General features: G+C 70.0%; 12 protein-coding genes. 2 read left to right on the top strand and 10 right to left on the bottom strand.

Annotated features, from left to right (window positions below; all coding sequences use genetic code 11):
* Positions 1 to 93 precede the first annotated feature (93 nt).
* The 5 genes from ACFU8W_RS42840 to ACFU8W_RS42860 all read right to left on the bottom strand — a co-directional run bounded on the left by ACFU8W_RS42840 (position 94) and on the right by ACFU8W_RS42860 (position 6,815).
* Complete coding sequence (locus ACFU8W_RS42840) at positions 94 to 819, bottom strand: alpha/beta fold hydrolase (protein ID WP_384049944.1); 726 nt, start codon at positions 817 to 819, stop codon at positions 94 to 96.
* A 556-nt stretch (positions 820 to 1,375) separates the two neighbouring features.
* Positions 1,376 to 2,734 carry a class I SAM-dependent RNA methyltransferase gene (locus ACFU8W_RS42845; RefSeq protein ID WP_384049935.1) on the bottom strand — a complete coding sequence of 453 codons (1,359 nt, stop codon included), beginning with the start codon at positions 2,732 to 2,734 and terminating at the stop codon, positions 1,376 to 1,378.
* Positions 2,735 to 2,835: 101 nt separating this feature from the next.
* The gene (locus ACFU8W_RS42850; protein WP_345514288.1) at positions 2,836 to 4,881 is read right to left on the bottom strand and encodes an APC family permease; all 2,046 of its coding nucleotides are present in this window, start codon (positions 4,879 to 4,881) and stop codon (positions 2,836 to 2,838) included.
* Between the two features lie 120 nt (positions 4,882 to 5,001).
* The gene (locus tag ACFU8W_RS42855; protein WP_345514289.1) at positions 5,002 to 6,042 is read right to left on the bottom strand and encodes a 1-aminocyclopropane-1-carboxylate deaminase; all 1,041 of its coding nucleotides are present in this window, start codon (positions 6,040 to 6,042) and stop codon (positions 5,002 to 5,004) included.
* Positions 6,043 to 6,122: 80 nt separating this feature from the next.
* A complete protein-coding gene (locus ACFU8W_RS42860) occupies positions 6,123 to 6,815 on the bottom strand; it encodes a GntR family transcriptional regulator (RefSeq protein ID WP_384049938.1) in 693 nt (230 codons plus the stop codon).
* Positions 6,816 to 7,129: 314 nt separating this feature from the next.
* On the opposite strand from ACFU8W_RS42860, the gene ACFU8W_RS42865 reads away from it, so the two are divergent.
* Positions 7,130 to 7,798: a TrkA family potassium uptake protein gene (locus tag ACFU8W_RS42865; RefSeq protein ID WP_026242838.1), complete on the top strand. Its 669-nt coding sequence runs from the start codon at positions 7,130 to 7,132 to the stop codon at positions 7,796 to 7,798.
* On the top strand, positions 7,798 to 8,475 hold the full coding sequence (locus ACFU8W_RS42870) for a TrkA family potassium uptake protein (protein WP_037701202.1): 678 nt from the start codon (positions 7,798 to 7,800) through the stop codon (positions 8,473 to 8,475). Before ACFU8W_RS42865 ends, ACFU8W_RS42870 begins: the two co-directional genes overlap by 1 nt.
* A gap of 85 nt (positions 8,476 to 8,560) precedes the next feature.
* On the opposite strand, the gene ACFU8W_RS42875 is transcribed toward ACFU8W_RS42870, so the two are convergent.
* The 5 genes from ACFU8W_RS42875 to ACFU8W_RS42895 all read right to left on the bottom strand — a co-directional run bounded on the left by ACFU8W_RS42875 (position 8,561) and on the right by ACFU8W_RS42895 (position 14,118).
* Positions 8,561 to 9,322 (bottom strand): DUF3159 domain-containing protein, encoded by a 762-nt coding sequence (locus ACFU8W_RS42875; RefSeq protein WP_345514290.1) that lies wholly within the window; start codon positions 9,320 to 9,322, stop codon positions 8,561 to 8,563.
* Positions 9,323 to 9,325: 3 nt separating this feature from the next.
* Positions 9,326 to 9,733 carry an OB-fold nucleic acid binding domain-containing protein gene (locus ACFU8W_RS42880; protein WP_345514291.1) on the bottom strand — a complete coding sequence of 136 codons (408 nt, stop codon included), beginning with the start codon at positions 9,731 to 9,733 and terminating at the stop codon, positions 9,326 to 9,328.
* Positions 9,734 to 9,872: 139 nt separating this feature from the next.
* Positions 9,873 to 10,565: a response regulator gene (locus tag ACFU8W_RS42885; RefSeq protein WP_037701205.1), complete on the bottom strand. Its 693-nt coding sequence runs from the start codon at positions 10,563 to 10,565 to the stop codon at positions 9,873 to 9,875.
* A 52-nt stretch (positions 10,566 to 10,617) separates the two neighbouring features.
* Entirely contained in the window at positions 10,618 to 13,161 is a 2,544-nt protein-coding gene (locus ACFU8W_RS42890) for a sensor histidine kinase KdpD (protein ID WP_345514293.1), read from the bottom strand.
* Between the two features lie 207 nt (positions 13,162 to 13,368).
* Positions 13,369 to 14,118: an ABC transporter ATP-binding protein gene (locus ACFU8W_RS42895; RefSeq protein ID WP_345514294.1), complete on the bottom strand. Its 750-nt coding sequence runs from the start codon at positions 14,116 to 14,118 to the stop codon at positions 13,369 to 13,371.
* Positions 14,119 to 14,245 lie beyond the last annotated feature (127 nt).

Here is a 14,245-nt window from a genome sequence, read left to right on the forward strand (position 1 = left end):
CCTCCGATCGCCCGCCGAAGGGTTCTCGGGGGCGATCAGAAGCTACCAGCGCTCGAACAATATCGACTAATCGTTCGATCCTGAACGATTGGGTCAGTGGGCGGTGGACCGGATCGCGTCCTGGATCAGCTCCGCCACGGCCTTGGGCTGGGAAAGCATGACCAGGTGGGAGGAGTCGACCTCGACGGTGGTCATGCCGGCGCGCTCGTACCCGTAGCGCTCCACATCGGGGTTGATCGTGCGATCGGAGGAGGCGACCAGGCCCCACGAGGGCTTGGTCTTCCACGCCGCGACCGGCGCCGCCTCCGCGAAGGCCCGCGCGGCCAGGGGTCGCTGGGAGACGGCGAGCACCGCGGCGAGGTCGGGGTCGACGTCCGCCGCGAACAGGGCGGGGAACCGGTCGACCGCCACCGAGACGTCGGTGCCGGTCTCGGTGGAGCCGGCCACCGGGAACGGGGTGTAGACGAGCGCGTCGGCGAGACCGCAGTCGGGGAAGCGGCCCTGCAGCTCGCCCAGGCTCTCGCCCTCCTCCAGCGCGTATCCCGCGAGGTACACCAGTGCGCGGACGTTGTCCTCCGTCCCGGCGAGGGTGATGACGGCACCGCCGTAGGAGTGCCCCACCAGGATCACGGGGCCTTCGACCGCACGGATCACCGAGGCGATGTACGCGGCATCCTCGACGAGGCTGCGGTTGGGCACCGCCGGGGCCACCACGCCCAGGCCGGCGGCGGTCAGTTCGGGGATGACGCGGGCATAGCTGGAGCCATCGGCGAAGGCGCCGTGGACCAGGACGACGGTGGGACGGGCATGTCGGGGGATGGGAGAACTCCTCGGTGCGTGACAGCTCAGCAGCGGGCGCTGCCCGCCCCTGATGGCGGCCGCCGGCTGACAAGGCGCGCTGCCTAAAAGGCGCTGGTCGACCTGGAGGCTTGGGCAGGGTTGCGGGTCTTCGGCACGGGGCCGGACGAGCCCTTCGCGGTGGCCGGTGGGGCGCCGGCCACCGTCGGTGTCCCCGGCGGGCAGGGCCCGGGCCGTCACGCGGCCTGGGTGGTCCAGGGTCACCACTGCGGGGCGGCCTCTTCGCCGAATGACGCGACACCCGCCTGACACCCCAGCGAATCATCACGGAACGTCAGCACCGAGATGCGAACGGGCGGGGACAACCAACGGCTCGGAAGCCTGCCTCCCCGCCCCTTCGAGGGGCCCACCGCCACACGGCTGAGGGCTCCGTCAGCGGTCACCCAACCACACATGACGACCCGTCAAAAATTGCGCCGTTCGTGCGTCAAACGTGCGTCACGTGCGTCGAATATGCGTCAAGACATCGCACCTGGCGCACGTGACACCCATAACGCACACTCGGAGAAACAGCAGGTCAGCGGCCCTTTTCAGCAGGCTCAAGAATCGCCACGCACTCCACATGATGGGTCATCGGAAATAGATCGAACGCCCGCAGCGTCCGCACCCTGTAGCCGCCCTCCCGGAAGTACGCCAGGTCGCGCGCCAACGCCGCCGGGTCGCAGGCGACGTACGCGATGCGGCGGGCGCCCAGGCCCGTCAGGTGCTTCACCGTCTGCTTGCCCGCGCCCGCGCGCGGCGGGTCGAGGACGATCAGGTCGCACTCGGTGATGCCGGTGCGGGGCAGGACCTGCTCGACCTTGCCGTGCTCGATGCGGACCCGGTCGAGGTCCTGGAGGTTGTGGCGGGCGTCCTCGACGGCGCGCTTGCCGGACTCGATGCCGAGCACCGCGCCCTTCTCGCCGATGCGCTGGCCGAGGGCTCCGGCGAACAGGCCGACGCCGCAGTAGAGGTCGAGGGCCGTGTCGTTCTTGCGGGGCAGCAGGCCCTGCATGACCGCGCGGACCAGCGTGTTGGCGGCCTGCGGGTGGACCTGCCAGAAGCCGCCGGAGCCGACGCGGTACGTGCGGTCGTCGGCGCGTTCGCGGACGAAGCCACGGCCGTGGACCCGGTGGACGCCGCCGTCGCGTTCGTCGACGCGCAGGACCGAGACCGGCTTGTCGAGCTCGACGAGCGGCAGCCGGGCGCCGGGCTTCGGGGTGAGGATGACCTGGCGGTCGTTGGAGCCGGTGGCGGTGATGGCTTCCACCGAGGCCATGCCGGTCCAGTCGCGCTTCTCGATGCCGAGTTCGGAGACTCCGGGCGCCGCGATCATGCAGTGCTCGATCGGCTCGACGTCGTGCGAGCGATGCTTGCGCAGGCCGGCCCGGCCGTTCTCGTCGATGGCGTACTGGACGCGGGTGCGCCACGCGGGCACCTCGCCCTTGGGGAGCTTGTCGCCCTCGGCGGGCATGACGGTGCCGTCCCAGCCCGCCTCCTCGGGGGTGAGGCCGGCGAGGCGCTGGAGCTGTTCGGCGATGACCTCGCCCTTGAGCCGCCGCTGGGCGCCCGGCTTGGCGTGCTGCCAGTCGCAGCCGCCGCACTTGCCGGGACCGGCGTACGGGCAGGGGGCCTCGACGCGGTCCTTGGACGGTTCGATGATCGTGACGGCGTCGGCCCGCAGGAAGCGGGAGTCCTTCGCGCCGTCGGTGACCCGTGCGACGACCTTCTCGCCGGGGAGGGTGTGCCGCACGAAGAGGACCTGGCCCTCCGAGGTACGGGCGATGCAGTGGCCGCCGTGGGCGACGGGGCCCACCTCGACCTCGTACTCCGTGCCGATCAGTGAGTCCCCGGTCTGCGAGTCCTCGGCCGGCGACGAGGTGGTTTCGTTCTGCATGAGGGGGTGGCTCCAGAGATCAAAGGAAAAACGGCCGGACAACAACCCACAAGTCTACGTGGGTGGTGTCCGGCCGCTTACCAAACGGCGGGCACGGGGAGTCAGCTCTTGCTGGGCTCCTTGGTCCTTCGTTCCACGGGGCCCCGGCGCACCGAACCCGGAGCGTTCCAGTCCGCGCGCCTCCTGGCGCGCTTCTTCGCGGCCTCGGAGGATTCCAGCTGGTACGGGACGGACGTCACCATGACACCGGGGGTGAACAGCAGCCGCCCCTTGAGGCGCAGGGCGCTCTGGTTGTGCAGCACATGCTCGTACCAGTGGCCGACCACGTACTCCGGGATGTAGACGCTGACCACATCGCGCGGGCTCTCCCGGCGGAGGCTCTTCACGTAGTCGATGACCGGGCGGGTCACCTCGCGGTACGGGGAGTCGAGGATCTTCAGCGGAATGTTGATGCCGCGCCGCTCCCAGTCCTCCTTGAGCGCCTTCGTCTCGGCCGGGTCGACGCTGATGGAGAGCGCCTCCAGATGGTCGGAGCGGATCAGCTTGGCGTACGCGAGCGCGCGCAGCGTGGGCCGGTGCAGCTTGGAGACCAGGACGATGGAGTGGACCCGGGAGGGCTTCATGCTGTCGTCGGACGGGGCCTCCTCGGCGGAGATCTCCTCGGCGACGCGGTCGTAGTGCCTGCGGATCGCGGTCATCGTCCCGTAGAAGATCACCATGCCGAGCAGCGCCACCCAGGCGCCGTGGGTGAACTTCGTGGCGAGGACGACGACGAGCACCAGGCCGGTGAAGAACGCGCCGAAGGTGTTGATCGCCCGGGAGCGGATCATGTGGCGGCGCTTGGCCGGGTCCTTCTCGGTGCTCAGATGGCGGTTCCAGTGCCGCACCATGCCGGTCTGGCTGAGGGTGAAGGAGACGAACACACCGACGATGTAGAGCTGGATCAGCCGGGTCGAGTCGGCTCCGTAGATCCAGGTGAGCAGGATGGCCGCGCCGGCCAGCAGCACGATGCCGTTGGAGAAGGCGAGCCGGTCGCCGCGGGTGTGGAGCTGGCGCGGCAGGTAGCGGTCCTGGGCGAGGATCGAGCCGAGGAGCGGGAAGCCGTTGTACGCGGTATTGGCCGCCAGGAAGAGCACGAGGGCGGTGGCCGCGGCGAGGATGATGAAGAGGAACGACCCGTCGCCGAAGACGGCGGCCGCCACCTGGGAGATCACCGGGTCCTGGACGAAGCTCGAACCGACGGCGACGCCGTTGTGGATCAGGTCCGTCGCCGGGTTCTCCGCCATCTTCACATCGGTGGCCATGGCCAGGGCGATGATGCCGCAGAACATGGTGACGGCCAGCAGCCCCATCATCGCGAGGGTGGTCGCGGCGTTCTTGCTCTTCGGCTTGCGGAAGGCGGGGACGCCGTTGCTGATCGCCTCGACACCGGTCAGCGCCGCACAGCCGGAGGAGAACGCCCGCAGCAGCAGGAAGACGAGGGCGAAGCCGGCCAGACCCTGATGCTCGGGCCTGATCTCGTAGTCCGAGGTCGGGGCGTGCATGGTCTCGCCGAGGACGAGACCGCGGAACGCACCCCAGGCGATCATGACGAAGACGCCCGCCACGAAGAGATAGGTGGGAATGGCGAAGAGCTTGCCGGACTCCTTGACGCCCCGCAGGTTCATCAGCGTCAGCAGCACGATGGCCCCGATCGCGCAGAGCGTCTTGTGCTCGACGACGAACGGGATCGCGGAGCCGAGGTTCTCCACACCGGAGGCGATCGACACGGCGACGGTCAGGACGTAGTCGACCAGCAGGGCGCTGGCGACGGTCAGACCTGCCTTGGGGCCGAGGTTGGTGGTGGCCACCTCGTAGTCGCCGCCACCGCTCGGGTAGGCGTGCACGTTCTGCCGGTACGAGGCGACGACCGTGAACATCAGGACCACGACAGCGGCCGCGATCCACGGGCTGAAGCGGTACGCCGACACGCCCGCGATGGACAGCACCAGGAGAACTTCTCCTGGTGCGTACGCCACCGAGGACAGCGGGTCGGATGCGAAGACGGGGAGGGCGATGCGCTTGGGGAGGAGCGTTTCCCCCAGCTTGTCGCTGCGCAGCGCCCGGCCGATCAGGATCCGTTTGGGCACGTCGGTCAGTTTGGACACGCAGAGGATCGTAAGCGTTCCGTATCGAGGCCGCCGACGCACCACCCCCGTGGCCCCGCAATCTCCTGCACATAGCCGAGAACGCCACGGAATCCTTAACGGAATCCTTGCACTCGCCCCCTACGAGAACAGCGCACTGTAACCGTTCAGTGCCGGTTGGCCACCGAGATGGGCGTAGAGGACGGTGGCGTTCCGGTCGATCTCGCCGCGCGCCACGAGGTCGACGGTGGCTGCCATCGACTTTCCCTCGTAGACGGGGTCGGTGATCATGCCCTCGGTGCGGGCGGCCAGCCGCATGGCGTCGAGGGTGGTGTCGTCGGGGATGCCGTACGTCCCCGCGTGGTACCGCTCGTCCAGTTCGATGTCGTCGACGGTGATCTCCCGCCGCACGCCGATGAGCTGCGCGGTGGCGGCGGCGATCCTGGCGATCTGGTCGCGGGTACGCGTGGGCTCGGCGGAGGCATCGACGCCCAGGACGCGGCGGGGGCGGCCTCCCGCCTCCTCGATGGCGGCGAAGCCCGCGACCATGCCGGCCTGGGTGGAACCGGTCACCGAGCAGACGACGACGGTGTCGAAGAAGACGCCGAGCTCGCGTTCCTGCTCGGCCACCTCGTACGCCCAGCCCGCGAAGCCGAGTCCGCCGAGCGGATGGTCGGAGGCGCCGGCCGGGATGGCGTACGGACGCCCCCCGCCCTCCTCGACCTGGCGCAGTGCCTCTTCCCAGCTCTCCTTGACGCCGATGCCGAACCCTGCGCGCACCAGGCGGACATCGGCGCCCGCGAGGCGGCTGATCAGGATGTTGCCGACCTTGTCGTAGACGGCGTCGGGCCACTCCACCCAGCTCTCCTGGATGAGTACGCACTTCAGGCCCGCCCGGGCCGCGACCGCCGCCACCTGACGGGTGTGGTTGGACTGCACGCCGCCGATCGAGACGAGCGTGTCGCAGCCCTTCGCCAGGGCGTCGGCCACGAGGTATTCGAGCTTGCGGGTCTTGTTGCCGCCGTACGCGATGCCGGAGTTGCAGTCCTCGCGTTTGGCCCAGACCGCCGCGCCGCCGAGGTGAGCAGTGAGGCGGTCGAGGCGGTGCACGGGCGAGGGGCCGAAGAGGAGCGGATAGCGGGCGTACGAGGAGAGGGAGGCGGAGGAGGCGGAGGTGGTCATGGGGCTCCTGACGTCATGGGGTGGCGGGTTCGGCGGGCTTCTGCGGTTCCGGTGGTTTCTGTGGTCGGCCGGTCGGCCGGTCAGGGCGCGTCGGCCGATGTCTCGTCGGCGGGTTCGTCGTCGGCGGGTTCGTCAGCCAGCTCTTCGAGGACACGCCAGATCTCCGCGGTGATCCGGGCGGCGGCATCCGCATCGCGCGCCGCGCACGCCTCGATCAGCCGGTCGTGCAGTCCGGCCGAGCCGTGCGCAGCGCTCTCCGTGCCGAACTGCCGCCATTCCAGGCGCCGGATCAGCGGCGTGTAACGCTCGACGGTGGCGGCGACGGCGCGGTTGCCGCAGGCGGTGACGAGGACGTCGTGCAGCTCGTCGTCGGCGCGCAGCGCGCCCGCGACGTCACCGCCCCGGGTCGCGGCCCGGAAGCGGTCGTTCGCCGAGCGCATCGCCGTGATGTCCGCGTCGGTGAGCAGGGGTACGGCGGTGCGGGCGGCCAGTTCCTGCATGGCGCGTACGACGGCGGCGGCGTCGCGTACGTCGCGCGGGACGAGCTGCGTCACCCGCGTATAGCTCTGCGGTTTGCTCTCGACGAGACCTTCGCCGGTGAGCCGGGACAGGGCGTCGCGGACCGGGGCACGGGAGAGTCCGAGCCGTTCGGCGAGGTCGGCGTCGCGCACGGACGCGCCGGGTGGGATGTCGCCACGGACGATGGCGTCGCGGATGGCCCCGTACGCGGTGTCCCGCAGCAGAGTCCGTTGGACGGGCCGGAGAGTCTCCATGAACTGACATGTTAGATGTCTGTGAGCTCCCGGCTCAAGGGTCCGGACCCCGGGCCCGATGTCATGTGCTGTGCACACGGTCGGCGCCCGGCGACGGGCGCCGACCCCCGGCGTTCCGCTTTACCACCCCTTTGCAGGTACCGCCGCGGTGAAAGCACACTCGAATGAGGCGACGCGTCCGTGGCCGCATAAGCTCATCCCGGGCAACGCCGAAAAACGTTGCCCCGTTGTTTGCCCGGCAAGCTGAGGAAAGAGTGTGAGCAGGGTGTTTTCGCAGGTCAGCCGGACGACCAGGACTGCGAGGTAGGCGCAAGGTGCACATCGTCATCATGGGCTGCGGGCGAGTAGGAGCCGCTCTCGCGCAGACCCTGGAACAGCAGGGGCACACAGTCGCCGTGATCGACCAGGACCCCACGGCGTTCCGGCGCCTCGGGTCCGGATTCGGCGGACGGCGGGTCACCGGCGTCGGTTTCGACCAGGACACCCTCCGTGAGGCGGGGATCGAGGAAGCCGGTGCGTTCGCCGCGGTGAGCAGCGGCGACAACTCGAACATCATCGCCGCCCGGGTGGCCCGCGAGATGTTCGGCATCGAGAATGTCGCGGCGCGGATCTACGACCCGCGGCGTGCCGAGGTCTACCAGCGGCTCGGCATCCCCACGGTCGCCACCGTGCGCTGGACCGCGGACCAGATGCTGCGGCGGCTGCTGCCGTCGGGTGCCGAGCCCCTGTGGCGCGACCCGAGCGGTGGTGTTCAGCTCGCCGAGGTGCACACCACGCCGTCGTGGATCGGGCACAAGATCAGCACGCTGCAGGAGGAGACGGGCGTCCGCGTGGCATTCCTCACCCGACTGGGCGAAGCCATCTTGCCTTCGTCGCAGACGGTGCTGCAGGAGGGCGATCTCGTCCACGTGATGATGCGTACGGACGAGATCGCGAAGGTCGAGGCGGCCTTCGCCGAGGGTCCTGAGGAGGGCGGTCACTGATGCGTGTCGCGATTGCCGGGGCCGGCGCGGTGGGCCGTTCCATCGCGGGCGAGCTGCTGGAGAACGGCCACGAGGTGCTGCTCGTGGACAAGGCGCCGACCGCCATCTCGGTGGAGCGGGTGCCGATGGCCGAGTGGCTGCTCGCGGACGCCTGCGAGATCACCTCGCTGGACGAGGCGGCGCTCCAACGGTGCAATGTCGTGATCGCCGCGACCGGCGACGACAAGGTGAACCTGGTCGTCTCGCTGCTCGCCAAGACGGAGTACGGCGTGCCACGGGTCGTCGCCCGGGTCAACAACCCGAAGAACGAGTGGTTGTTCAACGAGTCGTGGGGCGTCGATGTCGCGGTCTCCACGCCGCGTCTGATGTCCGCGCTGGTCGAGGAGGCGGTGAGCGTCGGCGATCTGGTCCGGCTGCTGCGCTTCAGCCACGGCGACGCCAACCTGGTCGAGCTGACGCTGCCCCCGGAGTCGGCACTCGCCGGTACTCAGGTCGGCGATGTGGCGTGGCCGGAGGACACCTCGCTGGTCACCATCATCCGTGGTACGCGGGTGCTGACGCCGAGCTCCGAGGAGACGCTGGAGGCCGGTGACGAGCTGCTGTTCGTGGCCGCCCAGGCGCGCGAGGAGCAGCTGGAGGACCTCCTCTCGGTGCGCCGCGAGATCAGCGGCGGCTGACGGCAGCCGTCCCGTATTCCTGTATGCCGAAGGGGCCCAGAACCGTGAGTGACGGTTCCGGGCCCCTTCGGCTGTCGCGGGCCGGTCAGACCTCGTGCTGACGGACGGCCGCGGCGGCTTCCGCCTTGCGGGCCTTCTCGGCCTCCTCCTCCGCCTCCATCTCGGCGAAGACGTCGATCGGCGGCGGCGCCTTTGCGAGGAAGACCCAGGTCAGATATACCGCGAGCAGGAACGGCGGGATCTTCAGGGCGACCAGGACCCAGCCGAGCTGCGCGGTGTCGGCCCACCAGTAGAGCGGGAAGAGGATCGCGCACTTCGCGAGCAGGATCAGTCCCCAGGCCCAGCTGGCCTTGGCGTACGCCTTCTTGCGGCCGGGGTTCCTGGTACGCCAGGAGAGGTTCTCCTTGAAGACCGGGCCCAGTATCAGGCCGATCAGCGGCACCCCCGCGAGAGTCGTGACGAGGTACGCGAGGGCCAGGCCCAGGGTGTAGAGCATCCCGGGCAGGTAGAAGTCCTTGGCGTTGCCCGTCATCATCGCGAAGACCACACCGAAGGCGACGCCGAAGACCCCGCTGAAGGCGTGCTTGACGGTGTCCCTGCGGATCAGCCGTACGACGACGAGGACCAGGGAGACGACGAGCGCCGCGATGGCCGATACGTGCAGGTTCTTGTCGATGGTGAAGATCGTGACGAAGAGCAGCCCGGGAAGGACTGTCTCCACCATCCCCCGGATGCCGCCGAACGCCTCGAAGAGGGCGGCTTCGGTGACCGCCTTGGCGTCGGCCTCCTGCTGGGCGGTCGGGTTGGTGCGGTCCGTGTCGGACGTCGGCTTGTCGAGAGACGTCACCGGCTACTCCTTGCCGAGCGGTCGGAGTTCGTATTTGGGGTTGAACAGCACCCGGCGCCCGTGACTCATGGCGATCCGGCCCGAGGCGATGAGCTTGCGGCCCGGCTCGATGCCCACGATGGAGCGGCGGCCCAGCCAGACCACGTCGAGCGGTGCGGTGCCGTCGAAGAGCTCCGCCTCCAGGGCGGGCACTCCGGCGCGCGGCCGCAGGGTGACGGTCCGCAACGTACCAGTCACCTTGACGATCTGGCGGTCGGTGCAGTCGGAGATCCGCGTGCAACCCGATGCCTGCGAGTCCTCCTGCAGCTCCTCCGACTCCAGGTCCTGCTGGGAGCTGGACAGCCGGTCGAGCATCCGGCGGAAACGGCCGGACGGCCTCTCCGCCTTCTCGGGACGTGGAACAGCACTCATACCCGAAGGGTACCGGGCCACGGCGGTCCGGGCGGATGTCCGCTCTCTCACTCGAACGGGCTATCCGGTACGGCCCGTTCTTGACGTTCGTCCGGTACGCGCGGGGCGCCGACCGCCGTCGATCCGGTGCGCTCGGGCATCAGCCGCGTTCGAAGCGGTAGCCCATGCCCGGCTCGGTGACGAAGTGCCGGGGGTGCGAGGGATCCGCCTCCAGCTTGCGTCGGAGCTGTGCCATGTAGACCCGCAGATAGTTGGTCTCGGTTCCGTAGGAGGGCCCCCACACCTCCTGCAGCAGCTGCTTCTGGCTGACCAGCCGGCCGCTGTTGCGGACCAGGACCTCCAGCAGATGCCACTCGGTCGGGGTGAGCCGCACGTCGCGTCCCTCGCGGTGGACCTTCTTCGCCGCCAGGTCGACGGTGAACCCCTCGGTCTCGACCATCACGACGTCGTCGGCGCCGTCCTGGCCGACCGGCTCGGCCCGCCGTACCGAGGCACGCAGCCGGGCCAGCAGCTCGTCCATGCCGAACGGCTTGGTGACGTAGTCGTCGGCCCCGGCGTCCAGCGCCTCGACCTTCTCGTCGGAGGTGTGGCGGGCGGAGAGCACCAGGATCGGCACCCGGGTCCAGCCGCGCAGCCCCTTGATCACCTCGACGCCGTCCATGTCCGGCAGCCCGAGGTCGAGGACGACGACATCGGGGTGACGTGCGGCGGCCAGCTGCAGGGCGGTCGCACCGTCGGGCGCGGCGTCCACCTCGTACTTGCGCGCCTTCAGGTTGATCACGAGGGCGCGTACGATCTGCGGCTCGTCGTCGACCACAAGCACCCGGGTCATCGCGGACCTGCCTTTCTGCTGTACGGAACTGCTGACTGAGGCGGTACGGACATCATGAGGCGACCTGCGCCGGCAGGTCGGGGCCGACCGGAACGTATCCCGACACCGCCTTGAGCGTCAGGACCATGGTCATGCCACCGCCGGGGGTGTCCTCGGCTCCGAGGGTGCCGCCCATGGACTCCACGAAGCCGCGGGCGACGGCCAGACCGAGGCCGACCCCGGCGCCGCGCGGGGCGTCGCCGTAACGCTGGAACGGCTCGAAGATCCGCTCCTTGCCCTCGTCGGGGACGCCGGGCCCGCGGTCGGCGACCCGTAGCTCGACCCGGGAGCCCAGCGCACTGGCGGCCACCGTGACGCGTTCCCCGTCGGGGCTGTACTTGACGGCGTTCTCGACGATGTTGGCGACGGCCCGCTCCAGCAGTCCCGGGTCGACGGCGACCATCGGCAGCGACTCCGGGATGTCTAGGTCGACGCTGTCCTCCGGTACGCCTCCGAGCGCCATCGGGACCACCTCGTCGAGGTCGATCTCGCGGATCAGCGGGGTGACGGTGCCGGTCTGCAGCCGGGACATGTCGAGGAGATTGCCGACCAGGTGGTCGAGGCGGTCGGCGCCGGCCTCGATGCCTTCCAGGAGCTCCGCCCGGTCCTCGTCGGACCAGGCGACGTCGTCGGAGCGCAGTGAGCTGACGGCGGCCTTGATGGCGGCCAGCGGGGTCCGCAGGTCATGGCTGACGGCGGCCAGCAGCGCGGTCCGTATCCGGTTGCCCTCGGCGAGCCGGCGGGCCTCCTCCGCCTCCCCGATCAGTCGCTGCCGGTCGAGTACGACGGCGGCCTGAGCGGCGAACGCGCCGAGCACGCGACGGTCCTCGGCGGGCAGCACCCGGCCGGACAGCGCGAGCGCCATGTGGTCGCCCACGGGCATGTCCACATCGGCGTCCTCGGGACGGGCGACCGGCCCGGGGCCGACGCTGCCCGCACAGGTCCACGGGTCGACGTCGCTCTTCCGCTCCAGCAGCGCCACGGACTCCATCGCGAAGGTCTCGCGGACCCGCTCCAGCAGGGCGTCCAGCGTCGTCTCACCGCGCAGGACGCTGCCCGCGAGGAACGAGAGGATCTCGGACTCGGCACGCAGCCGGGCCGCCTGATGGGTACGGCGGGCCGCCAGATCGACGACGGAGGCCACCGCCACCGCGACCGCGAAGAAGATCACGATGGCGACGAAGTTCCTCGGATCCTGAACCGTCAGGGTGTGGGTCGGTGGGGTGAACCAGTAGTTCAGCAGCAGGGAGCCGACGGCCGCCGAGGCGAGGGCGGGCAGCAGCCCGCCGATCAGGGCTGCGGCAACGGTCAGGAAGAGGAAGAGCAGGACGTCGTTGGCGAGCCCCGGGCCGTCCTTCAGGCCGGTGAGCAGCACCGTGAGGAGGGCGGGGCCGCCGACCCCGACCAGCCAGCCCCAGACGATCCGGGCCCGACCCAGCCGGGCGCCGCGGGCGATCGGCAGTCCGCGGCCCTTGGCGACCTCTTCGTGCGTGACGATGTGGACGTCGAGGTCGGGGCCGGACTCGCGGGCGACGGTGGCTCCGACGCCGGGTCCGTAGATGTACTGCCAGGCCTTGCGGCGGCTGGAGCCGAGCACGATCTGGGTGGCGTTGACACCGCGGGCGAATTCGAGGAGCGCCGAGGGTATGTCGTCGCCGATGACGTGGTGGAACGTACCGCCGAGGTCCTCGACGAGGGTGCGCTGGACGGTGAGTTCCTTGGGCGAGGCGGAGGTCAGTCCGTCGCTGCGGGCGATGTAGACGGCGAGGATCTCGCTGCCGGAGCCCTTGGCGGCCATGCGGGATGCGCGGCGGATCAGCGTACGGCCCTCGGGGCCGCCGGTGAGTCCGACGACGATGCGTTCACGGGCCTGCCAGGTGGAGCGGATGTTGTGTTCGCCGCGGTACTCCTGGAGGTATTCGTCGACCCGGTCGGCGACCCAGAGGAGGGCGAGCTCACGCAGGGCGGTGAGGTTGCCCGGGCGGAAGTAGTTGGACAGGGACGCGTCGATCCGGTCCGGCTTGTAGATGTTGCCGTGGGCCATCCGGCGGCGCAGCGCCTGCGGCGACATGTCGACCAGTTCGAGCTGGTCGGCGCGGCGGACGACCTCGTCGGGGACGGTCTCGCGCTGCCGTACGCCCGTTATCGACTCGACGACGTCTCCGAGCGACTCCAGATGCTGGATGTTGACGGTGGAGATGACGTCGATGCCGGCCTGGAGGAGTTCCTCGACGTCCTGCCAGCGCTTGGCGTTGCGCGAGCCCGGCACATTGGTGTGGGCCAGTTCGTCCACCAGGGCGACGGCCGGGGCGCGTTCCAGGACCGCGTCGACGTCCATCTCCGTGAAGACGGCGGACCGGTACTCGATCTCGCGGCGCCGGATCTGTTCCAGGCCGTGCAGCATGACCTCGGTGCGCGGCCGGTCGTGGTGCTCCACGAACGCCACGACGCAGTCGGTGCCCCGCTCCACCCTGCGATGGGCCTCGGAGAGCATCGCGTACGTCTTGCCGACGCCCGGTGCCGCACCCAGGTAGATCCGAAGCTTGCCGCGTGCCATGGCCCCATTGTCTTTCAGAACGGCTGCGGCCGGTGCGGCAGCCGAACTCGAAGCTACCCCGAGCATTTACGACAAATGGGACAGACGGTCGGGCAGAGGACCGAATTGACAGAATTCTGATGCGCCGAGCCAGGCCGATCGCCCATATTCCGAAAATGGGCGACACGAGGTGCCCGGGGCGAACCCGGGCACCCCTCTCCCCCGCCCCTACGCGTACTCGGCGATATGCCCGTCGCTGAGCTCCAGCACCCGGTCCGCCAGCCCCAGCAGCTGCGCATCGTGCGTCGCCACCAGCGCGGTCACCCCCTCGCTCCGCACCACCGCGCGCAACAGCTCCATCACGGCGAGCCCCGTCTCCGCGTCGAGCTGCCCCGTCGGTTCGTCCGCGATCAGCAGTGCGGGCCGGTTGGCGAGCGCGCGGGCGATGGCGACGCGCTGCTGCTGGCCGCCCGAGAGCTCGCCGGGCCGCTGCGCACTGTGGTCGCCGAGCCCGACCAGGGAGAGCAGCAGCGCCACCCGGTCCTCCCGCTCGCGCGGATCCGCCTTGCGAAGCCGCATCGGTACGCCGACGTTCTCCGCGGCGGTCAGGATCGGGATCAGGCCGAACGACTGGAAGATGAAGCCGATCCGGTCCCGGCGCAGCTCCAGCAGCCCGTTCTCGCCGAGCTCGGAGAGGTCCGTGCCGTCGACGGTGATCCGGCCGCGGTCGGGACTGTCGAGGCCGCCGACCAGGTTCAGCAGGGTTGTCTTGCCGGAGCCGGAACGCCCCTTGAGTGCGACGAGCTCGCCACGCGGCACGTCGAAGGAGACCCCGCGCAGCGCGTGGACGGCGCCCGCGCCGGTTCCGTACGAGCGGTGCAGGTCCTCGACGCGGACCATCGGCCCGCGGGCCGATTCCTCGGCGACGGCCGTGCCGCCCTGCCCGCCCGTGCTCTTCGTGCCGGTGCTGTCGGTCATGCGCTCCCCCATGCGTGGTCGGTCCCCGTCGGCCGACAGTATGTGCATGAGGCAGACGGCCGGGCAATGGCCGAGGCCCCTTCGTCGGCGGATGTGCCTGGGCGCCGTGGTCCCTGTTATAGGGACC

This window comes from Streptomyces sp. NPDC057565, assembly GCF_042801455.1.
Lineage (GTDB): Bacteria > Actinomycetota > Actinomycetes > Streptomycetales > Streptomycetaceae > Streptomyces > Streptomyces yanii.